The following is a 23045-nucleotide window of genomic DNA, read 5'->3' on the forward strand; positions in this document are numbered from 1 at the left end:
TGCCGAAGAAAACGCGGTATTGATCCTCTATTCCTTACAAAGCAAAAAGTCCTTCGCGGAAATAAGGGCGAAAGACGTTAACTAATAGTCATTTATCGAATCATCTATTGTGAATTAATTCACTTTATCTGATATGCTCAATGCTAAGGTTTGAAACAGCTATCGACCAGTCAGGCATAGTAAAGGTTCAGCAGTTTGCTTGTTTCCGCTTCTGCTGGAGCTGCTTCATCCAACAAGCCCTGTTCACTCCAGCAGGCCAGACATTGTTCTTCTGTTTCACATAAGTAAGCATCCTGGCAGTTATAGCAGAGGTTCAGATAGTTGCGAGTCATTTGATCAGCTGCAGTTGTCATATGGATCACTCCTCTATGGGGGTAAATGCTAATTCTTTTTTATATTTAAAAAATAACAGATTCTCCTAACTGTGTATGTGACATTTTTTATATTAATTAAAAAGAAATCAAAAAAGCGCTCTTTTTCAAGAGCGCTTGATCTGAAAAGAACCTAACCTTAGATGACATGCCAGGTTACACCGCCGTCGAGTGTTTGAAGCAGCAGTGAACGCCTAAGCTCCGTTTTACCGATTAGAATCCACCCTACTTGCTCCGAAATGAATTCTACTTGGAAAATTTCCGGATACTTCTCCATGTTCTCCCGAAGTTTTTTGCTTTCCGGCAGCGGATCCCAAGTCTTCCCGCCGTCTGATGTGCGGTAGAAGCGTGAACTTCTAGGCATCCATCCGTTCATCCGATCAAGAAATGTAGGGGCGATCTGCAGGTTGAGCGCTTCCTGGGAAGGCAGTGCAAACGGAACGTATTTCCATCCAGCTCCGCCGTTATTCGTGAAGTAACCGCTATACTTCACGGTATCACGCTGCTTGCAGCCGACCGATACCCAGGAGCCCGATCCGTTCTTGTGAGTCTGAGGTTTTCCGCTTACGTAAGAGTCACACATTCCAATCGGATTGTCGCCCGCAAAGAAAGAAGAAGACTTGCTCCAATTGCGTCCGCCATCCGTAGTTCGGTACAGTGCGGGACGTCCAAGCTCCAACATGGTCACATACCCGCTGCTGGAAGAATCGAACTTCATCCCTGACAGGTAGCCGATCTCCGGCAGCGGATTTGACGAGCCGTTCGGCTGCGCAGCGTTCGAAGTACGCATGATCGTAGTCCAGCTCTCTCCGCCGTCGGCGGTTCGGTACAGCGTCTTGTCCTCGCGTCCCGCGGATTCCGATGTTCTTGTCGTCATCAGCCACCCTCTCTGATTATCGACAAAATAAATGGATGCAGGCACCTCTTCTGTCCGCCCCAGTGTGGCAAGCGCCCAATTGCTTCCTCCATCAGTCGTTCGCAGAACCAGCGTTTCTTCCGAGCTTCCGGAACTGCGGACGACCCAGCCGTGAGAAGGATCGGTAAAGAAAATATCTTTTGAATACTCTGGGACTGTCGAAAAAGCGACCTGTTCCGAAGGAGACAGCGGTGTCCAGTTCTTGCCATTGTTCTCTGTCAGATACATTCGCAGCGCGCTGCGGGTTAATCCCCAAGCCATTCCTGTCAAATTGTCAAACAAATGGATCTGAGTCAACCGTGTTTGTACCACATATTCTTCATGTTCATTTGTAGTGCTGCCCTGCTCGGGCTCGACGAGCGTAATGGTCTGGCCTCCGTCGTCTGTTTCCGTACTGCTTGGCACTACCGATTCGGAAACTTGCTCCTCCACGGAAGAATCGCCATTGCATCCGGCCAGCACGATCAGCATGGCAAGCAGGGGCAGCAGCACTCTCCGCCCGATCCGCACTGCAGCAGCCCCCTTTGTTCCGATATCATTTTGCTTAAGGCGTGTATTCATATAGAAAGGTTATCCGATAAGCGGATGCCATTCTGAATTTGTTGATGCCGCCTTGGAGCGCAAATTTCTTCGTTATTATAGCATAAATGGCCTGTATCGTCTCAAGCGCCTCTCAGCTCTGTCCCAGCCAAAAATAAATAGGGATAAACAGCATCGAAGTGACGATACCGGATAATCCCATAGCCAGTGCGCTAAAACTGCCCGCGATCTGCGACTCCTGCAGACTGCGCGCTGTACCGAAGCCGTGAGCGGCACTGCCCATTGCTAATCCGAATGAGACAGGATCCTTAAGTCCGGTCTTGTGGAGCAAGATCGGACCAAGTACGCCTCCAAATACGCCGGTTACTACGCTGAACATGACCGACAGTTCCGGAGTTCCGCCCAGTGAACGCGAGATTTCGATTCCGATTGGCGAACTGACCGACTGGGCAAAATGCTAAGAAGCACCTCGTGAGAACCTCGCATGAGATAGACAAGCGCTCCAGCACTGAAAATACCGGTCACCGCCCCCGCCAGCACCGAAGTGAAGATTGAAAGCATACGCTTTCGAATCAGCCCGCGATGTTTGTAAATGGGTACTCCGAGCGCGACTGTAGCCGGTGCAAGCAGCGTGGTCAGCAGACTAACTTCTCCTTGGAAATCTGCAACAGGGAACTGAAGCAGGGCCAGTACAATAAGGATAATAGCACTGCTGCTCAGAATCGGATGCAGCCAACGAACACGGGTATGAATACCTCTGGCGATCGCATACGCTCCGACCGTTAGAGTAAGCCCGAACAAAGGGTCAGGCAGAAAGGCGTTCATCCGTCTGCTCTCCTCCTTCCTTAGGAGCCGTCATTTTCGCTACCGTCCCTGTTACCCACAATACGGCAAGCGTACTGCCAATCACACTGACTGCGATCGCCGTAGCATTGTTACCAAGATGCGGAATCAGGGCAGCCGCTCCGATTACATACGGGATAAAAAAGAGCAGCAGATGACTTGTAAGCAGATTCGCGGATTGCTCCACCCACTCCAACTTCACAATCTTGCTGAACAACGCAAACAAAAACAGCAGAAGGCCTATAACGTTGCCCGGCAGTGGAAGATGGAACGCGTCGTGAATCAGCACGCCGGCCAAGCTAAATCCCAGCAGGATCGCAAATCCACGCATAATCATTCAACCCCATTTCTATATCAAGATTAGCACTGCACTTTATTCACACATTTTTTTATTATAACAAAACCCGACATTATCCGCGTAAAGGTTTCAAGGGCTTTTTTGTGACAGTCTGCTTTCTTATGTGTAGACTGGTTAAAAGTTAAGAGGATCTATTTTCCGCCCTATCCCACAAGACCAAGAAATGGAGTGAATTGGATATGACTACTTCTTCTACGCGTTCCCGCCGTGTCGTTGTCATTGGCACGGGTGACGTAGGAGCAACAACTGCTTATACTCTGCTGCTTAGGCAGCGTATGACCGAACTCGTATTGATCGATGTCAACAAAGAACTCGCACTTGGACAGGCACTGGATATGAACCACGGACTTCCGTTCGTAGGCGGAGTCAAAGTATGGGCCGGCGATTATGAGGATTGCAAAGATGCGGCGGTTATCATTATTGCAGCCGGAGCTGCACAGCGCCCGGGGGAAACACGTATCGATCTGCTCAATCGGAACGCAGGTATTTTCGACCAGATTATCGGCAACATTGTAAAATATAACGACAACGGTATTATTTTGGTCGCAACCAATCCGGTCGATATCCTCTCTTATGTTTCGTACAAAAAAAGCGGTTGGCCGGCTCATCGGGTTATCGGATCCGGTACCCTGCTCGACAGCGCCCGCTTCCGCTATCTGATCGGCAAGCATAAAAATTTGGATCCGCGCAGTATTCATGCCCATATTATTGGCGAACACGGCGATTCCGAACTGCCGGTATGGAGTATGGCAAATGTAGCCGGAGCGGCTCTGGATCTGCCGGAAAGCGATCAGGAAGAGATCTTCGACAACACGAAGAATGCGGCTTATGCGATTATCAACGCCAAGGGCTCGACATATTACGCCATCGCATTGGCGCTGGATCGAATCGTAACTGCGATTCTTCAGAACGAAAGCTCCGTACTGAACGTGTCCACACTGTTGGACAACTACCACGGCATCTCCGACGTCTACCTCGGTCTGCCGTGTGTCGTCGACAGCACCGGCGTACGCGAGCATCTCGAAATTCCAATGAACGACAAAGAGCTGGAGCTGCTGAACGCTTCGGCCAACAAACTCAAATCGGAAATCTCAAAAGTAAATTTGTAGACCTCAGTAAAGTAGTAGACCTCTTACAAATAGATTCGCGAATCTATACCTCATACGGAAAAACCCCCGAACTCTCACAAAGAGTTCGGGGGTTTTTGAAATCCTGCTTATCAGCCGCTTCGACCTGCACGATCTTGAATCCACACCATTTTGACTGTCATTTTACAGCCTCACAATCTCCGCCTGTACCAAACTACCCGAAGAAGAGTCGCAGACAAATCCGCTTTCTTCAATCCAGACGAGCGAAACCTGTCCAATCCCCTCCGAGTCGCTGTCGTTTAACAGATGGAAAGGAAGTACTTTGATCTTGCTATGCAGCTTTTCCCAGGCTTCCGTTTGAGACAGCTTTGGAGGCAGTAGAGCCTGTGCAAAATGATTGGGGTTCATTCGGCGAAAATGCAGTTCATCGGAAACAGCTGCCAACCGGCCGCTTTGACGTTCGACATACAGATCGAGACAAGCGCCAAGTACGGGCAGACCGTGTACCGTTCGATAGACTCTGACATGTACAAATCCCCCGCTCGATGCACTGAACGACGAACGTTCCCTGCCTGCCAGAAATGCCCAGCGGTAAGTGCTCGGACGATTGTTCCGGACCAGATAATCGAGCACCGCGGACCGGGCTTTGCGCAGTTCATCGCGGTTAAGAGGTTCCGGCTTTCGGGTATCGGCCGCCGGAAGATGTCCCCGCAGCGGACGAATCGGATCGGAAGCGCCTCGTTTTGCAGGCGCTGCACCACGTAAGTCGATCCACTCCCAAGGTCCGAGCTTCTGCTCCCGGTGAATAGGATGTCCTAACTTGTCGTAGACGCGCGGCGGAAAGAAATAAAACGGAAGCTCTGCCGACACATCCAAGGCATAGGTACCACGTAAACAGGAAGAATCCGTCGGCGGGCGAATGGCCTCCGGCGGGCTGCTGCCCACGCCCAATTCAAATCGACATGGCGCCCAGTCCGTTTGAAGATCGAGCAGTTCTCCGGAAGAATTCATCCGTACAAAAAGGTGCGGTCCCCGGTACATCGGGATATCACCGTAATGACGGCCGTATTCCAGAAGCTTTTCGTCATTATCAAGTTCCACTGCCCGGATCGGCAGCAGTTCAGCCGGATCGATGTCCGGTCGGATATGCGCGATATGCTCCTGCGCTGTGCAGGCATAATGCGCGCTCTCCGCATCAGATAGAAAGCGTGCACCGCCGGACAATTCACTGCGGATTCCCGTGAGTTTATCGCGACTGCCGCGTTTCGTCACCATTCTCACCCCTTGTGCCTATCGATAAACGCACCTTAATAAGGCAGCCCGTCATCACTTTCCTCATCGCGGCGTTCAATCAGACGTTTGGCTACCGTCTGAAAATCTTCGGGCTGCAGCAGTTCAATCGGGGAATGTCCCTTGTCGAACACGAACGATTCGCCTTCCAAGATCACCGCATAGCGTCCGTTCAGACGGGTAATGTGCACGCCATAGCCGAAATCGGCGAGCAGGCCTTTGACCTGAGTATTGCCAAGCTTGAAACGCACTTCGATTTCCGGTTGGAATTCGGTAATCCGTTCGGCTGCTTCCATCACCTGCTCAGGCTCCCACTTTTCTTGAATATCCCGCTTGTCGCTCGCCGTCCACAATTCCAAATCGTGCTCTTCGCGCTGACGTTCTTCGCTGTTTTCGTCTGGCCATTTTTCTTCGACATAAGTTTGTACAAATTCCATCACACGCTCATTTACGATCTCGGGCATGGACTGCTCGTAAACGACAAACTTCAAGAAGTCCTCGAAATAGCGGGCATGAGAAGGCTGATGAATTTTCAATTCCCATTCTTCCGTCATACCGGCTTCCGGCATATGCGGATACATAATCGACTTGATGCTTTTGGTGCTGATCGCCATTTCGACTTCGTCGATCAAGTTCTGTTCATCGGAAATACGCGCAATTTTATTCTCAAAGTCACATTTCATAACGAAAATAAATGGGTCATCGGAATGACTCGTCATTTTGGCTCGGGTTAGTACCAGTGCGCCTCCGCGTACAGAGCCGGTATCCAAATAATTGCGCACCAGATCGTCACAGGCATTTTTAAAATCCTCTTTGCCGTCCGCTGTCCGCATCCGGTTGAACATATTAAAGTTGGGGTTGCTGTCCAGCTCGTAGCCCGGTTCCACGATAAAACTTCCGATCTTGGTCGGGGCCTGCTCGGTCAGCGGATTTTTCTCTACCTTCCGCTTGGCAATCCGCGAAAATTCGCTGTCGAGAAACTTTTTAACCGGACTGTCTTCATAATCATAATCGTCCATCGTCTGGTAGTGCTTGTATCCTCTCGCCCCTTGGCCTTCGCGGCCTTCGACCTGGATGACGAAAAAGGATAAGTATTCGATATCAAAACGCATGTTATTGTTAAACCCCTTCTGCCTCCGATTCCCCTACACTGATCGGAAGGCGGTAATGACTGCCGTACATATCCGGCTTAAACCTGGCAGCAAACTGCCTGTCTGCCTACGATAGCACGAGTGTCGAAATTGGACAATCCGGCAAAGAGAAATCTCCACTATGCTCGACTATGATGAACATGCAAAAACGCGGCCTACCTTTGCAGGCACGGCCGCGATCCTATTCTCATTTAACTTTGATGCTGTACAGCCTGCCCAAACAAGTACGAGCGTTTGTCCCATGTTTGTCCAGGGCCTAGTTTATATCGCCTTTACTTGCCTTGGCGCTGCTGCATGAACTCCATCCCTTTTTGCAGCATTTCCTGCATGGAACCGAATTTGGTATTGGCATTCACTTTCTCGTCCAGTTCTTGAGGCGGTACATTCTGCAGCTCGTTTGGGTCGCTGCCGCCGATCCCGAACTTCTGAAGCATTTCGGCTGCCGATTTGAACGGTGTATGCTGCTGCAAGAACTCCGAGTTGAGCAGCTGCTCAAGCGGAAGCTTTTGCAGAAGCTCGCCCATCGGCAGCTTGTTCAGCAGGTCGGACAATCCGCCGCTTCCTCCGCTGCCGCCTCCCTGCAGTTTGCCCAACATATCGCCTACTCCTCCAAGATTGAATCCCATCGTTAACAGCCTCCTTCATATAATAAGTGTTAGGAGTCTTTACCCGCCGCTGGGGGGAGTTTAACATCAAGCCGATTCATCGCTTCTTCTTTTTCCCGGCTTGTAACGTGGGTATATACGGTTGTCGTCTGGATTGAGGAATGACCCAGCATCTCCTGTACCGTGCGCAGATCCGCGCCGCGGCGCAGCAGCATTGTGGCAAAAGAGTGTCTCAATTTATGGCTGGAAAACGGAATACGCTGATGCGGCTCCAAATCCTGCTGGAATCGGTCGAACGTATCGGAAGCCAACTGCTGGATCGCACGAATCGACATTCGGCGTCCTTTTTGCGAGACAAAAAGCGCTTCCTCACGGTCCGTCCACGGAGATAAACGCTGGGCAATCGCTTCCTCCAGCACTCCCGCCACCGCTTCCGGCACCGGCAGCGTCCGCCATTTCCGCCCTTTGCCAAATACTTGAAGTGTCCGCCGTTCGGCATTGTAATGGGAGACATTGAGCGCATGCACTTCACCGACACGGAGTCCCATGTAGGCCATCAGCAGAAAAATGGCCAGATTGCGCTCACGGTACTTGCCATCGACCGCTTCAAGAAACTCGCCGATCTGCTTTTCGTCCATATAAACGGGAGCACGGTTGGTCTCAGTCTTCGCTTTCTTGATTCCAAACGCCGGATTGTGCTCTAGCAGTTCCAGTTCAATCAGCGCTTTGAAAAAACACTGTACCGCCGCATGCTTCCGGTTGCGCGTCGCATCTCCTGCCCCATCGCGCCTTGCGCCCGAGAGGAATGACATAACATGAATCTTTTTCACCGTCTCCAGATCCCGTTCATTCAGTGCAATCAGAAAATGCCGCACATCGCTCAGATAATTTTTTTGTGTATAGTCGGTATACCCCGCGTCCTGCATCCAGATCAAAAAAGCTTCCAAGTAATCCGTATATTTCTCACAGGCTTCGTCGTACGGAATTCGGATAGTAGCCATCTCTTGAGTCGCTCCGTTCTTGAATTCAAAGTTTCTATTTATATATTGTGAACCATACGGGGCATGAAGTGCAAGATCTCTTCCGTGCGAAGGTGTTTATTGCGGCATGTATATGCTGAAGATTGACTTTTGAAAGAATTCTTCTATTTAAAATGAAACGTGCCGGGACGCCGCTCTTCACTTCTTCCCCCCATAAGTCGATAATATAGAGATAAAACTACTGGCTCGCTTGCTCCAATGAGCAAATAATCAGCCTACTGGGGGAACTGGATTATGAAAAAAACGAGACTCACAGCTGCAGCAGCGGCATTGTTGATTGCGGTAACCGCAGCAGGTACGCCATCCGCTTTTGCCAAAAACGAAGGCAAGAACGATCGGCCTGCCAAGGAAAGTGCAGCTAAGGCTTCAAGTGAATCTTCCGGCGAAGGGCAAGCAAAGAACAATTCGAAAACGAAGAACAGTTCGAAAACGCAAGCGTCGAAGCAGGCTCGAACCGCTTCATCTTCGGCACCGGTATGGAAAGCCAACTGGGAAATCTCGGACGTTTCATTTTCTGGGAATACTTCGGCGCTAACGACTGCTGTGGGTCTCGTCTTTCACGAATCCGATAATTCTCTGCGCGCTCTGGATGCTTCGACAGGCAAACTCAAATGGACCTATAAAGGAAGTGCCTTCCCTGCGGCCGAATTGAAAAATGCGGTGTTTCTGATTGCTGAAGACGGCCGTCTGCTCCGGATCGACACTAAGAAAGGAAAAGCGTCTTGGACTGTTAAAACAGCTGTAGAAAATCCGGAAGAAGCGTCGGCCGTGTTGATCAAAGGAACACTGTATGTTTCCGACTCCTCGGCAGGAATCAAAGCGTTCAATCCGGCTAACGGCAAACGTAAATGGACTTCTGCCGATGCCGCTTTGGACCTCATGAAGACTATTGTGCGTTATGACGACGTCCTTGTCGCCACCGGGCAATCTGCCGACGAATCGGACGTAATCTTCGGTATAGATGCGGAGAATGGTGATCTTCTGTGGAAACTGGAAGGTTCATACGATGTATTGACCGGAAAAGACGGGAAACTGCTGATACGTGATAAGTCCGGTTCTGCCCCTTCTTTTGATGAGACTCCGGCAGCTGAAGCCAATTCGGTGGAATCTGGCGATACCGATGTGACTTCGGAAGAGGACGCGCCGAAGACAGAGACAGAGACAGAAGACGACGCAGCGAAGGGTGAAACTGAACCGGAGGACGATGCGCCGAAGGTCGAAACAGCACCGGAAGACGACAGCGCCGAAGAGGCTAACGCCTATCTGGTCGAGCTTGCTTATGTGGATCTGGAAAGCGGGGAACTGTCGCCTGCCGGCCGTTATGGACCGCTGGACAGCGCTGTATCCGGTTTGGAGAACAGCCGCACCTTCCTGCAGGGCGGTACCCTGTATTCGGTGGATGAAGGAGATAAGGGAACGACACTGTCCTCTTTCCGTCTGAACGGCGATTCCTCCAAAAATTCCGCTAAAAATGACGAGGATGCAGGAAGCTGGCTCGCCGGACCGACCGGAGGTCTTCTCTTCTTCCAAAGCGGGACGGTTATGACGGCGATCAAAGCTGCAAATGGCGCATCCATCTCGTTCGGGGATCTCGCCTCCAAAGTGACTTATGGTCCTGTTGTCGTTGATCAGCGGGTATATGCAGGACTTGAAAATGGCGAAGTGCTGGCTTTCGATGCCAAGACTGGACGTACATTAGGGAAGCTGTCTGCTGATGGGGCGAAAATTAATGGAATCTCGGTCTCGAAATCTTCGGTCGTTGTTCGTACGGAAGACAAGCTGATTGGATTCGGCATTTCGAAGAAGTAAAAAAGCATTTCTCTTATTATATTTTGTGTTAATTCTTCTTATTTATGTTTCGCAAAATTTAATTTGGTTTTAAATAATTGGAGTAGGCCCAAGCAGCTAGCAAAACTTGAAATTCGCCAGAGCGGCGCTACAAAGTTTTCCAAATCTGCAGGATGTCGAGAACATCCAAAAGGAGTCCGTATTCCAATGACAAATGCCAACAAACCTGTACTTGAACCCGCTGCGCAGCAATTTGCCGATGATAACGCCAAGCCTCCGTTCCTTTCCGATCTGGGACCGGAAAAAGGGCGTGAAACAGTCGACGAAGTGCAATCCGGCGACGTGTACAAACCGGAAGTTGATATTGAGGATAAGAGTATTCCGGGGGGCCCAAAAGGCGAAGTTTCGATTCACATTCTGCGTCCAAAAGGCTCGACAGGTCCGCTTCCCGTCCTTCTCTATATTCATGGCGCAGGCTGGGTTTTTGGAAATGCGCATACACATGACCGTTTGATTCGTGAGCTTGCAGTCGGTGCTGAAGTCGCAGTCGTCTTCCCGAACTACAGCCTGTCTCCGGAGAACAAATATCCGGTTGCAATCGAAGAAATCTACGCCGTACTGGAATGGATTTCGGCACAGGGCGAGACAGAGCATTTTGATACGTCGAAGCTGTTTGTCGGCGGAGACAGCGTCGGAGGCAATATGACGGCTGCAATCACGCTGATGGCCAAAGAACGCAGCGGTCCAAAGATCACCAAGCAGCTGATGTTCTACCCGGTTACGGACGCTTCGTTCGAAACGGAGTCGTACAACCAATTCGCCGAAGGCTACTTCCTAATGAAGGAAGGCATGAAATGGTTCTGGGATCAGTACACGACCGATCCTCAGGAACGTGACCAGATTACCGCTTCCCCGCTTCGCGCTACGACGGAGCAGCTGCAGGGACTGCCTGAAGCGCTGGTTATTACCGGCGAAGCTGATGTGCTGCGCGACGAAGGCGAAGCATATGCGAATAAACTGCGCGAAGCCGGTGTGCCGGTAACGGCAGCCCGATTCCAAGGCATTATTCATGACTTTGTCATGCTGAACACACTGGCAGAGACGAATGCCAAAAAAGGCGCAATGCTGCTGGCCAATGCATGGCTGAAGGCTTAACGAAGCGGATGTAAAGGGTATAGATTCATTTAAATAGTATTGAAAAGAGCTGCTCCTCTGGGAGCGGCTTTTTTCCTTTTTCAAAAAACATTCAGCAATAAAGGAACCAAATCGCAATGAACGGCATATTAAGGGAGAAGTCGGCAGGCTGCTGATTACCGAGATCGAGCACATTAACGGACTTATTCGTGTTCATTATCGTGCGAAGGCAGCGACCCTTATGCGCAAGCTCGAGATCTTTTTATAGAAAATCTTTCAATAGAAAACAAAGAGTATGATCCGGTGTTTTTTGTAAGAGGCGTGCATATTATACCGGAGAAAACCATGGAGATCGAAAACGAAAAAACGTACAGCTTTATCCGTGAATTCTCAGCTTTCGATTTAAGAAAGCCTATTACATTTGTAAGTTGGGAGATTTCGAACCACGAGGCAGGTAAGCTGCTGGAGGTTGAAATCCCGCTCGAAAAATTGCAGGGAAATAAGAAATAACAAAAAAAGGCTCCGGCATCTGTCCGTTAAGTTACATGCGCTTGTTCATCACAAAGCGTATGTAACAACGGAAAATGACCGGAGCTTTTCGTTTTTTAATGACTTCTCTATATGTTCTAGTTAAACGTTACAAATCCCATCGCTTTTTGAGCTGCGCGCAGCGTTCTGCCCGCTTCTTCGGACGCTTTCTGCGCACCGCGCTTTAGAATTTCATCCAGTTCAGGCGAATTTACGACTTCGTGGAAGCGCTGCTGAATCGGCTCCAGCTTAGCGATAACCACTTCCGCTAATTCTTTCTTAAACGCGCCGTATCCCTGCCCTTCAAACCGCTTCTCAACCGCTGCAGTCGTCTCACCGGCGAATACGGAATAGATCTCAATCAGATTGCTGACGGCAGGTTTTTCTTCCCAGTCGTAGCGCACCTGTCCATCGGAGTCTGTAACCGCACGGGAGAACTTTTTGCGGATGACGGACGGCTCGTCAAGCATCAAGATGTAGCTGGCTTTGTTTGGATTGCTTTTGCTCATCTTCTTGTGCGGATCGTCAAGACCCATTACGCGAGCGCCGATATCCTGAACGATCGCTTCCGGCACAGTGAATGTCTTCCCGAAGCGGGTGTTAAAACGGTTGGCCAGATCGCGAGTCAGTTCCAAATGCTGCGTCTGGTCTTCGCCCACCGGTACATGCGTCGCCTGATACAGCAAAATGTCCGATGCCATCAGTGCAGGATAGGTGAACAGTGCGGAGCTTACTCCTTCTTTACCGTCCGACTTCTCTTTGAACTGCGTCATTCGGTTTAATTCGCCGAAATGCGCCTGCGTCTCCATGATCCATCCCAGCTCAGCGTGCGCCGAGACTTGAGACTGTAGGAAAATGGCGGACTTATCAGGATCGATACCTGCCGCTACGTAAAATGCTGCAATTTCTCTCGAACGCTGGTTCAGTTCTTTCGGGTCTTGGGCAACTGTAATCGCGTGAAGATCTGGAACGAAGAAGAAGCTTTCATACTCGTGCTGATATTTGACGAACTGACTCAGCGCGCCGAGATATCCTCCGATGTTCAAATCCCCACTCGGTTTAATTCCGGACAGAATGCGTTTCTTGCCTGTATTTTCGGTTGTACCGCTCATTACCATCTCTCCTTTTTGTTTGAAAATCAACAAAAACCTGCCGCCAAACGCAAAAAGAGCACATCATCCCCGTATAAGGGACGAAGTGCTCTGCTCCGCGGTACCACCCAAATTCGGCCGTGCGGCCGCCTCTTGGACCCGTCAAAACGACTAACGGGGCTCCCCGAGATAACGGAGGGATACCGTCGGCGCCTACTGACCGCTCATGCGGCGTTCGGACCGAAGCGAATGGACCCATTCACTGAACGCTGTCGTACCGGACCTCTCACCAATCGCCGGCTCGCTTTTTTCGATCGCCGGACTGACATGGGCACGACATGATCGATTCTTTAACGACATTTTATTTCAGCTACTCTTTCCATTCCTGGCTTTTTTGTATGGGCAGTTGTTTGTCATTAGTTTAAAAGAAGCGCTAGAAAAAAGCAAGCGGACGCCAATGAGATAGTCCATGTATTTTTGTTTACATAATATAATTATGGTAAACTAAAATTTCGGAGTAACGAAGCTGTCGCTGAAAAACGTTTCTTACAAAGTAATTTCTTTTTTCCAGGTCAACTCCTCTCCTGCTTCATTGCCGAACACAAGCACGATCTCTCCCTGCTCTCCCTGCATCGAATCGGGATAGATAAAACCGGAAAATTGGCCATCGCCGCTGATATAAAACCCTTCTTCGCCGGTTTGTCCATTCTGAACCGCCTCCAAAAGCGCAGTGGAGATTTGATTCTTGTCGGAGTTCCACTGCATCTCCTGCAGTGAATAGCCTTCCGGCAGCTTGCGTACGCTAAAATCGAAGCTGCTGCCTTCAATCGGTTTCTCGGTCTGATCGATCACAACCAAAATTTCCGAATTCTCTGCAGCGGTCGGTTCATTTTCTGCAGGTTCTGCACTTTCGGCTTGCGTTTTATCGTCATCGACCCCTCCAAGCGGCGCCTGTTCCTGAGAAGCCGCTGCTCCATTTTCCGCTTGTGTCTCTTCTATCTGCTGTCCGCCGCAGGCGGCAAGCACTAATGCGGCGATCAGCAGCATAGAAACGGCGAAGCCTTGTTTCTTATTCATCTTTATTTCTCTCCTCTTCTTCTGACGCAGCCTCTTCAAGAGTGAAGTGAAAAGCGACGCCTCTCTCTGTATTTTCCGCTCCATAAGGGCTGCCATGCAGCTCCAAAATATGACGCACAATAGCCAGACCCAGACCTGTTCCACCGGATTTACGGTCGCGAGAGCGTTCCGCCCGGTAGAACTGCTCCCAAATCAGCTCCAATTCCCGTTCGGGAATGGGCTCGCCGTCGTTTTCGATTCGCACGCTGACGGTACCGTTCGCTCCGCTCTTTATTTCGATACGAATTTCCCCGCCTTCCCGCGCATGACGTACGGCGTTGCTCAGCAGATTAAGCAGTACCTGTTCGATCCGGCGCGGGTCCGCAATGACGTACGGTGTCTGTTTTTCTTCGACAAGCGTCGCCCGCAGTCCTTTGCCCTCGATCTGCGCCGACAGCGCATCGAGAAGCGTGCGAATCTGCTGCGACAGCTGCATTTTTTCCGGCTTCAGCTTGATCGCTTTCGCTTCGAACCGAGACAGCTGCAGCATATCCAAAATGAGTGCATTCATCCGATCCGTCTCGCCGACGATCAGCTGCAAATAACGCTCTCGCTTGTCGGCAGCCACATCGTCCTGCAGTCCTTCCGCGAATCCTTTAACAATGCCGAGCGGTGTCTTCAGTTCGTGCGAGATGTTGGCAATTAGCTCTTTGCGAAGCTCTTCGGAGCGATTTTTCGCTTCCACTTCGCGGTTCAGCTCTTCGTTGGCCTGCGATAAATTACGCAGCGCGGCATCAAGATTATGTCCCAGCGTATCAAGATTTTGCGACAGCTCACCCAGTTCGTCGCTCGAGCGAATTGTCCGGCCCTCGTCGGGCGCAAAGTCCATCGATGCCATACGGGCGGATGTCCGACTTAAACGGACAAGCGGACGAGACAGCAGGCGCGAATACAGCAGCGATAGGATCAGCAAAACGATTGCAGCTGCAGGAGCCAGGTAAATCACATAGCGGCGCAGCATGTCGACCGCTTCTCCAACCGGTTGCAGCGATGCCAGCGCCAGGGCATAACCCCCTCCTCCTTCTCTGTCATTGCCGATCGGCACAGCAATTACCGCATAGGTCAGTCCGCTCCATTTATCTGTCCACTCGCTTCTTACGGTCTTACCGGAATTCAGCTGCGGCGCATACTGTTCCTGTCGCTGCCGCAGATCTACAAGCGCTTCGTCGATCAAGGCATTCGTATAAAAAGGATCGAGTGTCTGATTCGACGGCAGCAGCAGATCGGCGACCGTTCCGTCTACCCGGCTCAGTCCCTGCTCGGGCGACGGCGTATCCGGCTGTAATGTGGTCGGCTGCATGATCGTATCGTTCTGATCCATATAGATGCCGTCAACAGTCAGTGCATCGCCGCTCTGCAGACCGTCCGGCATCTCGTCTGCCATCGTACCCGCGGAAGACGGCAGCAGCGTCACTTCTTTTCCTCCGGGCGTTCGCAGCGTAATGAAATACGGGTCGAGACTGCGCCGGGCGAAGTCTTTGTTCAGAACAGCAAATGCCGCGCGGTTCTTATTCGTGAATTCGCCCAACAGACGCGCAGAAGCCGCCGGGGAGCCGGCCGCTTCCGCATATTGATCTGCTGTTTGTTTCAAATCCCGTTCGATCTCCCGAATCTTCTCGTCTTGATAAAAAGACTGGAAAAATAAACTTTGAGCAAGCAGAAGCAGGAAGAGCATGCCCAGCATGACCGCCGAGGTGATCAGAAATAGCTTAAATGCAATCCCTCTCTTCATGACTCTACCTCAAATTTATACCCCGTGCCGATCACAGTTCGAATATGCCGCCCTTCTTCACCCAGCTTAGCCCGAAGCTTTTTGATATGTGTATCTACTGCTCGCGGATCGCCGAAGTAGTCGATTCCCCATACGGCATTCAGAATCTCGTCGCGGTCCAGCACACCTGCGTAATGTCGAGTCAGCAGGATAAGCAGGTCGTACTCTTTTGGCGCGAGAGCAATACTATCTTCTCCGATCCGCACCGTATGCGAACGTTTGTCGATCGAAATTTGACCAAAAATCAGCAGATCGTCTTCGCGTCCCATATTTCCCTCCGCCCGTTTGAGCAGTGCAGCTGCACGGGCGACCAGTACCTTGGGACTGAACGGCTTGGTGACATACTCGTCCGCCCCCAGTTCGAAGCCCATAATTTGATCGTCGTCGTCCGTTCGAGCAGTAATGATGATGATCGGCACGCCGGACTTTTTGCGCACGCGCCGGCAGACCGACCATCCGTCGATCTCCGGCATCATAATGTCCAGCACAATCAACTCAACCTCATGCAGATCGAACAGTTCCAGCGCTTCGCGGCCGTTGTTGGCTTCGAGCACATGCCAGCCGTCTTTTTTGAAATAATCAGTCATAAACTCGCGCATCAGCACGTCGTCTTCGACCAGCAGAATCGTTTTCTTCATTATATACACTCCGTATCTCCGGATTCGCTGCACCGTTTATGCTAACCGGAGAACGGTGCGGCTGTCAAAAACGTTTTACTTATTCACCCCATAAACGGCTATTTCACCGTTGAATTGGCTGATCCACAGCGCGCCGTCACCGACCGAAACGCCTTTCCAGCTGACGAACAGATCGTCCTCAATCGCGTAACCTAGCGTTTTGCGAACTTTCGTTGTCATGATTGCATCATATTTGGCAATAAAACGTTCCGGTGTCCAGAATTTATATGTTTTGCCGCCCGTATTGACATTGAGCGGATAATGCATCATCGACGCTACCGCTTTTTTGTCATTCTTTTTCACAGCCCGCTGCAGTTTCAAGAAGAAGTCATGGAACTCTGCCGGATTGTCGATCCCTGCTACTTCATAAGGGTTGTTTGCCTGCGAAGCGGAGATTATTGTCCGATTCGCAGAAGACGTCGCGTCGGCCTGCTTAGGCGCCGCCAAGGAAGAACCGGTAGCTGCTGCTGCGATGGCAAGACTCAAAATCAATTTGGATGTTTTCATAGTAGAAGGCCTCCTGTTTGGTTGGAATGTTCTCAGTATAGCGAGGCGATGTGTAGATCATGTGTACGGGAAGTGGAGAATAGCATCTTCAACGAACGCTTATAAAACGCAAAAACTCTTTTACAGCCGGAGAAGATTCGTTCCCCCTGCTTATGCCTGCGTAGAGGCTTCGGGAGATTCGAGGGGTAAGCGGCAGCACTTTTACCCGATTGGATACCATGGACGCCGTTCCTTCGGGCACGATCGAGATACCAAGGCCTTGCGCAACCATTCCGATGACGGATAAAGAGTGTTTAAGCTCGTATTCGATGTTGGGAGAGATTCCATACTCGTTGAAAAGAGGCAAAAATACCTGTTCACAGCCGTCTAAAGGCAAAATGAAGGGTCGGGCATCCAACTCCTCAATAAACAGTTTCCCTTCCTCGCGAGTCGGGAAATCCAAAGGAGCAACCGCGACGTAAGCGTCTTCGAAAAATAAACGCGAATCGAATTTCCGGTTGTTGTAAGGCAGAAAAACAAGATCGAAAGCTCCTGCAATCAAACCTTGCTCGATTTCGCCGTAGCCTCCGTCATGGATCGAAACAGAAATCCCCGGATACTGCTGACGAAACGATCGCAGCAAAGGCGGCAGCACCGTAGAAGTGACACTCGGAAATGAACCCAAGCGGATAGAACCCCGCTTCAATTCATGACGCTCATCTACAAGCTGCTGGATATGCTCCTGTCGGGCAACAATGGTATGAATATGCGGGAGAAGCTCTTCTCCGATTTCCGTTAGCTCCAGTTTTCCGCCCCGATTGAGCAGCTGTACGCCTAATTCTTTTTCCAATGAACGGATTGAATGGCTCACCGCCGGCTGTGAGAGCGAGAGTTTATGGGCTGCCCTTGTAAAACTTCCAGTCTCTATAACCGTTTGCAGCACCGTGTAGGCATGAACAGACATTGAATCCCCTCCGTCATTCTTTTTATTTATATCAATCATACATAATATTCATTTTACTAATAAGAAACTTCTCTGTAAAATTGCCTTATCCAAACTCAAGGAGGTACTCTATGCGGGAATGGAATTCACACGAACGGTTTCAATCAAGCTGCGGAACGATAAATTACGGGGTTGAAGGCGAAGGCGAGGCTGTCGTGTTTGTACACGGTACCCCTTGGTCTTCTTATAATTGGCGGCATGTGATCAGAGAGTTGTCTTGCTGTTATAAAGTCTACTATTACGACCTGCTTGGATACGGTCAATCGGAGCAAATCGAAGGGCAGAATGTTTCTCTCGGCATTCAAAACAACATTTTGGACGAGCTTCTCGATCATTGGCAACTTCGGCGCCCCATCCTGATCGGACACGATTTTGGAGGGACAACTATTCTGCGAACCCATCTATTGAATGGCCGCGATGCGAAATGTATGATTCTGATTGATCCTGTAGCGACAAGCCCTTGGGGATCGCCGTTTTTCGCTCATGTCCGTGAATACGAGGAAGCTTTTGCGGGTGTCCCTTCCTCCATTCACAAAGCCATTGTATCCGCCTATGTCAGAGGCGCGCAATTTCATGCCATGAGCGACGAGACTCTGCTTGGAATCCTAAAACCCTGGACAGGCGAACGAGGCCAGCGTGCTTTTTTACAGACAGATCGCTCAAGCCGACCAGATGTATACCAAAGAGATTGAATTGAGGTACGGAGAGATCGACCTTCCTGTGTTATTAATATGGGGAGAGAAGGACGAGTGGATTCCAATTGAAAAAGGAGCTGCTCTTCAGAGCCAAATTCCAGGAGCGATTCTGCAGACCATACCGGAAGCGGGTCATCTTGTGCAGGAAGATGAACCTGCCGTCCTTCTTCAACAAATTTTTCGCTTTCTTCATTCTGTTAAAAGATAGTGAAGCGCTAGAATTACCATAATAATATTATGTAAACTAAAATCCAGTATAATGTTAAAAATGAATAATTTAGATGTTCATTATGATGAATAAGTGGGCGTAAAAAGAAATCTTGATCGATTTAAAACGAAACAGCGTATAATTTATATTATACGCTGTTTTTATATCGTGCTTTTTCATATCTCTACGTGTTCTGTACAATGCAAATGACTCGATCAAATACCTGTTGTACTAGATCTTCTTCCCTTATCCAAAAGTAAATCCGTCCCGCGCCAACCCACTCGATATTCGCTGCTTCGTCACAATCGATCTGAAGCAACAGTCTCCATTCAAGCGCGTCACGTGCAAAACGCTCCTCTTCCTCCGCACTGATACTCGTATCAAACGAACTCCATCGAAACATTTTCGCGCATTGAATCTGCATGTCGCCTTGGATCTGATCAGGATGACCTAACAAGCGATGAAGAGGGACATGATAGGTTTGGGGATCGTCCAAGTTTCCCTTAAAGATATTCCAGTAACGTTCGTATTCGATATGATCTCCGCCCCACCCGAGTCCTAAAGCTTCCAGATAAGCCGATTCAGATTCGGGTACACACAGGTCCGGATTAAAAATAATCTTTGCCGGAGACAATACGACTTGCGGATCTGCCTGTAACAGCGACTCAGGTATAGAGAGGGTGCTCAACCACTTAAATGAAGAAGGAGGTGTATAGATGACTCGGCAGGTAGTCGGATCGCCATGGAAAGCGTAGTCTTCGTACATAGCCGCAGAAGCATAGAAAAAGGACAGCAACCCATCTTCAGGGAGTAGTAACCCATGACCCTCAGGAAGCTCCGATAAGTTGATTTGTGCAATAAATGTATAGGGACACTCATCCCATTCCGGCCAATCCGCGTCTCCCGGCAGGTCAGCTCCGCCGCCGACTCGGCTTGATCCGATCACTATTTCTGTATCTGACACAGCATGCAGCTTCATTTTCAATGAAGGAAACAGCAGCTTGGCGATATCTGGTCGATACTTGGCAAGTCCTGCATCTTCAAGCTTACGCAGAATAAACTCAGGATCCAAACGCTGCTCAGGAGTCGGTCTTTCATAAACGTAAAAATGATTATCTTCGATCTTGAGCAGCGGCTCCGGTCTTTCAATTGAAAATTCCAACAATTCGATCACAGACTCCCGTTCTTCATAACGATTGCTGTTCGGCAGCACGATCGCCTGCACAAGTTCGAGTCCGCTGAAGTCAGTCAGATTTGAAGAATTGCTTTCTGTATTCAATAGAAGGAAATGTTCAATTGTAGTCCCCAACACGGCGGCTCCTGCACTGTGACCGATAATCAGATGTCCCTTTTGATGTAAGTCCTGCAAAATACGATCGGCTCCCGAATTCTTCAATTCGGCAAGCAGAATAAACGGATTTCCGCCATTCAAATAAATAATCGAATAATGTGCCAATTGCCCTGCCGGTTCGGTTGCGAGATCAAGGAAGTCGACAACAAAGTTCAAACCTTCAAACATGTCACGGGTTTGTACCGTATGACCATTCCCGGCTGCATGTTCCGGATCGGCAGTAGTGATAATGACCGCTTTTCGCTCTAAACCTGACTCTTCAACGATTTGCATAAAACGCTTTTGCGCCTCTAACGAATACAAACCGCTGGAATGAAGTATGATTGGCATAAAACCTCTCCTAAGCGTCATAATGTTAGTTATGTAAACAATGATTATTCTTCTTCCCAAATGTTCCCTCTGTTCCTATAAACGCAATCTCTGGTTCGTTCGTTACACACAAAAAAGCGAAGAGCCGCAGCCCTCCGCCTGTAATCCTTTGTTTCAACCTATCTCCTGATAATGAATGGCCTACCGCTTTACTTCTGACTCACAATCCATTCCGCCGCATCCTTCTGTGCTTTGTCCAGCGCTTCCTGCGAAGATGTAGACTCCAGCAGTGCTTTCTCCACATTCTCGGACAGGATATAACGAGGTTGTCCGGAACGGTACGGATAACGTGGTGCCCACAGGCGGCCCATGGCATCCAGCACAACACTCATTTGCGGGATTTCTTTCACGCTGGCCCATTCTGTAGAAGCTTTCACGACCGGTGTGCTTTCGTTTCTGTAGTTATCCCACATAAACTGCTGGAAGAAGTCGCTCGAGCTGAACTTCAGCCATTCCCAAGCCAGTTCTTTTTGCGTACTCGACTTCCCGATCGAGAATGGACTGCCGGCGAACATGCCACCCATTTTTTCTTCAGGATTGACGAACAGAAGCGCGGCGTCATAACGATCCTCAGTACCGTTCGCCTTAATGTCCGTAATAAATCCGGGAGCCGCACGCAGATTGATCGCAACATTATTTTTCTCGGTCAAGAAGTTTTCTGCTCCCTGCCCGGCCAAAACACCTTCAGGCGCATATTCTTTCGCTTTTTTCAACAGATCCAGCGCTTCGACCATCGTCGGCGTGTTGAATTCCAGCTCCATGTCTTTCCATAGGAAGCCCGTTCCCCACTTGCCGCCTTTGGACTCGTTGATGTTCATTACGGTATCTGCGGCATCCGATTTGTTAAAGGTCAAGCCGTAGTTTTGTTCACCGGTTTTCGGGTTTTTCCCTGTCATCTTTTCGGCTTTTTCCAAAATTTCTTCGATTGTCGGCTCCTTGGACAGATAAGGAACGCCCCAATCGTCAAAAATCTTCTTGTCGTACACGATGACGCGGGTGTCCCCGATAAAAGGCAGGCCGTAGATTTGCAGATCAGTATCTTCTGGTCCCATCGCCTTCCAGCCTTCCACCTGCCCGCCGAAGTATTGATCCAGATCAAATTTGTCGCGGTCAATATAAGACTGAAGAGGTTCCAGAAGCCCTTGTTCCGCGAAAGTCGCAATTCCGGGAAGTTGGTAGACGTCCGCGGCATTGGATTGCAGCATCGTTTGGGTTTTCTCGTTGTAACTGTCCCAGCCCATCAGGACGAAGTTCACTTCCGCACCCGGGTAAAGCTTCTCGAATTCTTCTTTTAAAACGCGGACTCCGGTTGTTTTCAGGCCTGTTTTCGGGTCGGTCTTATCTTCTTCCGTAAAACCGCCGATCATTTGGACATTCAGCGTTCCGGTCAGTCCCGCCGTCTCTGCCGGAGAAGCTGCTGCGGTGGAGTCTCCCGTTTTTGCGGAGGGTTGAGTCGCAGTTGCCGCACTCGATGATAGATTTCCGCCGCCGCATGCGCTCAGCAGTGTGCTGAACAGTAAAAGAAAGGTTAATGCCAGTGTACTGTTTTTCTTTTTCATCATTAGAGCCTCCATTTATGTGTATGGTTTATTCCCACTCCTGCACGATTGTCTCTCATGCTGTCAGGTGAATCGGCTTCCGGCTCGGCTGCCAAACGGTCAATCGAGTATCTTTTCAAATAAATATCTTATTCAAACAAATTGCGTTCCAACTGCGATCAAGCTGCATGTCTTATGTACTCTCTTTCCGCCCTCTTTTGCCCTTTTTCACTCTCCTTTCAGTCCGCTTAGCGCGATACTTTGGATGATATATTTTTGCATAATCAGGAAAACGACCATGACCGGGATAATGCTAACCGCAGCAGTTGCCATGGTTACCCCCATCAGAGGAGTGCCGCTTTCCTGGGAAAACTGAGACAAAAAGAGCGGAACGGTCTTCAAATCCTGGCTGTTAATGACCACAAGCGGCCAGACGAAGGAGTTCCAGCTCCCTTGAAAAGAGAGAATCGCAAGGGTCGCCGTAATCGGCCCTGCCAAAGGCATGAAAATGTGAAAGAAAATCTTGAATTCTCCCGCTCCGTCGATCTTGGCGGATTCCCGCAATCCTTCCGGTAATTGATCGAAGAACTGCTTACAGAGCAAAATACCCATCGCATTGATGATGCTCGGCAAAATAATCGGATACCGGGTATCGATCAGGCCGAAGTTGTTGAACATGATAAACATAGGGATCAGGGAGGTTTCGAAAGGAATCATCATTGTAGCGAGTATGAGAATAAATAGTAACTTCTTTCCTTTAAAACGTCCCCGCGAAAAAGCATAACCGCCCAACAGGGCCGAGGATACACTGAGAATGACGCTGAAGAACGCATTTACTCCGGAATTCCAATACGCTCTTAAAAGATGACCGTTTTCGAATACAAGCTCGAAGTTAAATAGGCTGAAGTCGTATGGAATAAGTCTTGGCGGAAAAGGAGCATTCACATTGGCGGTTCGTTCAAAGCCGACGCTTACCATCCACAGAAAAGGATAGATCAGAATGGTCCCAAGCAGCAGCAGGGAAACTGCGACTAGGCCATCTGCCCATTTTCTACGCGCATTTGCGACCATGGTCTTCATCTGTAAGT

The 23045-nt window shown here is 49.7% G+C and carries 21 protein-coding genes and 1 pseudogene; 5 read left to right on the top strand and 17 right to left on the bottom strand.

From position 1 onward, the window contains the following. Nucleotides 1-170: 170 nt before the first annotated feature. The 4 genes and pseudogenes from F456_RS0107155 to F456_RS0107170 form a co-directional block, all read right to left on the bottom strand. Complete coding sequence (locus tag F456_RS0107155) at nt 171-353, bottom strand: hypothetical protein (RefSeq protein WP_018976326.1); 183 nt, start codon at nt 351-353, stop codon at nt 171-173. A 157-nt stretch (nt 354-510) separates the two neighbouring features. Beyond that, nucleotides 511-1797: a WD40/YVTN/BNR-like repeat-containing protein gene (locus F456_RS22000; RefSeq protein ID WP_018976327.1), complete on the bottom strand. Its 1287-nt coding sequence runs from the start codon at nt 1795-1797 to the stop codon at nt 511-513. 163 nt (nt 1798-1960) lie between these two features. Then, nucleotides 1961-2652 (bottom strand): annotated as a pseudogene (locus F456_RS22005) (LrgB family protein). Next, nucleotides 2633-3001 carry a CidA/LrgA family protein gene (locus F456_RS0107170; protein WP_051086713.1) on the bottom strand — a complete coding sequence of 123 codons (369 nt, stop codon included), beginning with the start codon at nt 2999-3001 and terminating at the stop codon, nt 2633-2635. Before F456_RS0107170 ends, F456_RS22005 begins: the two are co-directional and overlap by 20 nt. A gap of 206 nt (nt 3002-3207) precedes the next feature. Here F456_RS0107170 and F456_RS0107175 point away from each other — a divergent pair, with 206 nt between their 5' ends. Beyond that, nucleotides 3208-4137: an L-lactate dehydrogenase gene (locus F456_RS0107175; protein WP_018976329.1), complete on the top strand. Its 930-nt coding sequence runs from the start codon at nt 3208-3210 to the stop codon at nt 4135-4137. Between the two features lie 162 nt (nt 4138-4299). Here F456_RS0107175 and F456_RS0107180 read toward each other — a convergent pair whose 3' ends face one another. From F456_RS0107180 to F456_RS0107195, 4 genes are all read right to left on the bottom strand, one after another. Beyond that, on the bottom strand, nt 4300-5391 hold the full coding sequence (locus F456_RS0107180) for a hypothetical protein (RefSeq protein WP_018976330.1): 1092 nt from the start codon (nt 5389-5391) through the stop codon (nt 4300-4302). 32 nt (nt 5392-5423) lie between these two features. Further along, complete coding sequence (locus F456_RS0107185) at nt 5424-6518, bottom strand: DUF3900 domain-containing protein (protein ID WP_018976331.1); 1095 nt, start codon at nt 6516-6518, stop codon at nt 5424-5426. A gap of 311 nt (nt 6519-6829) precedes the next feature. Next, nucleotides 6830-7183, bottom strand: a complete 354-nt coding sequence (locus tag F456_RS0107190; protein ID WP_018976332.1) for a hypothetical protein — start codon at nt 7181-7183, stop codon at nt 6830-6832. A 29-nt stretch (nt 7184-7212) separates the two neighbouring features. Further along, nucleotides 7213-8163 (bottom strand): tyrosine-type recombinase/integrase, encoded by a 951-nt coding sequence (locus tag F456_RS0107195; RefSeq protein ID WP_018976333.1) that lies wholly within the window; start codon nt 8161-8163, stop codon nt 7213-7215. Between the two features lie 273 nt (nt 8164-8436). Here F456_RS0107195 and F456_RS0107200 point away from each other — a divergent pair, with 273 nt between their 5' ends. Further along, the gene (locus F456_RS0107200) at nt 8437-10011 is read left to right on the top strand and encodes an outer membrane protein assembly factor BamB family protein (RefSeq protein WP_018976334.1); all 1575 of its coding nucleotides are present in this window, start codon (nt 8437-8439) and stop codon (nt 10009-10011) included. 186 nt (nt 10012-10197) lie between these two features. After that, the gene (locus F456_RS0107205; RefSeq protein WP_018976335.1) at nt 10198-11145 is read left to right on the top strand and encodes an alpha/beta hydrolase; all 948 of its coding nucleotides are present in this window, start codon (nt 10198-10200) and stop codon (nt 11143-11145) included. A 605-nt stretch (nt 11146-11750) separates the two neighbouring features. Here F456_RS0107205 and trpS read toward each other — a convergent pair. From trpS to F456_RS0107240, 6 genes are all read right to left on the bottom strand, one after another. Next, nucleotides 11751-12764: a tryptophan--tRNA ligase gene (trpS, locus tag F456_RS0107215; protein ID WP_018976337.1), complete on the bottom strand. Its 1014-nt coding sequence runs from the start codon at nt 12762-12764 to the stop codon at nt 11751-11753. A gap of 525 nt (nt 12765-13289) precedes the next feature. Beyond that, nucleotides 13290-13820 (bottom strand): hypothetical protein, encoded by a 531-nt coding sequence (locus F456_RS0107220; RefSeq protein ID WP_018976338.1) that lies wholly within the window; start codon nt 13818-13820, stop codon nt 13290-13292. Next, complete coding sequence (locus tag F456_RS0107225; RefSeq protein ID WP_018976339.1) at nt 13813-15591, bottom strand: sensor histidine kinase; 1779 nt, start codon at nt 15589-15591, stop codon at nt 13813-13815. The genes F456_RS0107220 and F456_RS0107225 overlap by 8 nt, the downstream gene beginning before the upstream one ends. Then, a complete protein-coding gene (locus F456_RS0107230) occupies nt 15588-16268 on the bottom strand; it encodes a response regulator transcription factor (RefSeq protein ID WP_018976340.1) in 681 nt (226 codons plus the stop codon). The genes F456_RS0107225 and F456_RS0107230 overlap by 4 nt, the downstream gene beginning before the upstream one ends. A 75-nt stretch (nt 16269-16343) precedes the next feature. Beyond that, nucleotides 16344-16814 carry a hypothetical protein gene (locus F456_RS22010; RefSeq protein ID WP_018976341.1) on the bottom strand — a complete coding sequence of 157 codons (471 nt, stop codon included), beginning with the start codon at nt 16812-16814 and terminating at the stop codon, nt 16344-16346. 88 nt (nt 16815-16902) lie between these two features. Continuing rightward, a complete protein-coding gene (locus F456_RS0107240) occupies nt 16903-17757 on the bottom strand; it encodes a LysR family transcriptional regulator (RefSeq protein ID WP_018976342.1) in 855 nt (284 codons plus the stop codon). A gap of 110 nt (nt 17758-17867) precedes the next feature. On the opposite strand from F456_RS0107240, the gene F456_RS22015 reads away from it, so the two are divergent. Both F456_RS22015 and F456_RS25115 read left to right on the top strand, forming a co-directional pair. After that, nucleotides 17868-18488 (top strand): alpha/beta fold hydrolase, encoded by a 621-nt coding sequence (locus F456_RS22015; RefSeq protein ID WP_211223570.1) that lies wholly within the window; start codon nt 17868-17870, stop codon nt 18486-18488. Further along, nucleotides 18469-18699 (top strand): alpha/beta fold hydrolase, encoded by a 231-nt coding sequence (locus F456_RS25115; RefSeq protein WP_373290952.1) that lies wholly within the window; start codon nt 18469-18471, stop codon nt 18697-18699. The genes F456_RS22015 and F456_RS25115 overlap by 20 nt, the downstream gene beginning before the upstream one ends. A gap of 184 nt (nt 18700-18883) precedes the next feature. On the opposite strand, the gene F456_RS23515 is transcribed toward F456_RS25115, so the two are convergent. From F456_RS23515 to F456_RS0107260, 3 genes are all read right to left on the bottom strand, one after another. Beyond that, nucleotides 18884-20440 carry a DUF1963 domain-containing protein gene (locus F456_RS23515; protein WP_157060016.1) on the bottom strand — a complete coding sequence of 519 codons (1557 nt, stop codon included), beginning with the start codon at nt 20438-20440 and terminating at the stop codon, nt 18884-18886. Nucleotides 20441-20568: 128 nt separating this feature from the next. Continuing rightward, complete coding sequence (locus F456_RS0107255) at nt 20569-21981, bottom strand: extracellular solute-binding protein (RefSeq protein WP_229675687.1); 1413 nt, start codon at nt 21979-21981, stop codon at nt 20569-20571. Nucleotides 21982-22185: 204 nt separating this feature from the next. Then, the gene (locus F456_RS0107260; protein ID WP_018976346.1) at nt 22186-23037 is read right to left on the bottom strand and encodes a carbohydrate ABC transporter permease; all 852 of its coding nucleotides are present in this window, start codon (nt 23035-23037) and stop codon (nt 22186-22188) included. Nucleotides 23038-23045: the final 8 nt, after the last annotated feature.

It is taken from the genome of Saccharibacillus kuerlensis DSM 22868 (assembly GCF_000378145.1).
Taxonomy (GTDB): Bacteria; Bacillota; Bacilli; order Paenibacillales; family Paenibacillaceae; genus Saccharibacillus; species Saccharibacillus kuerlensis.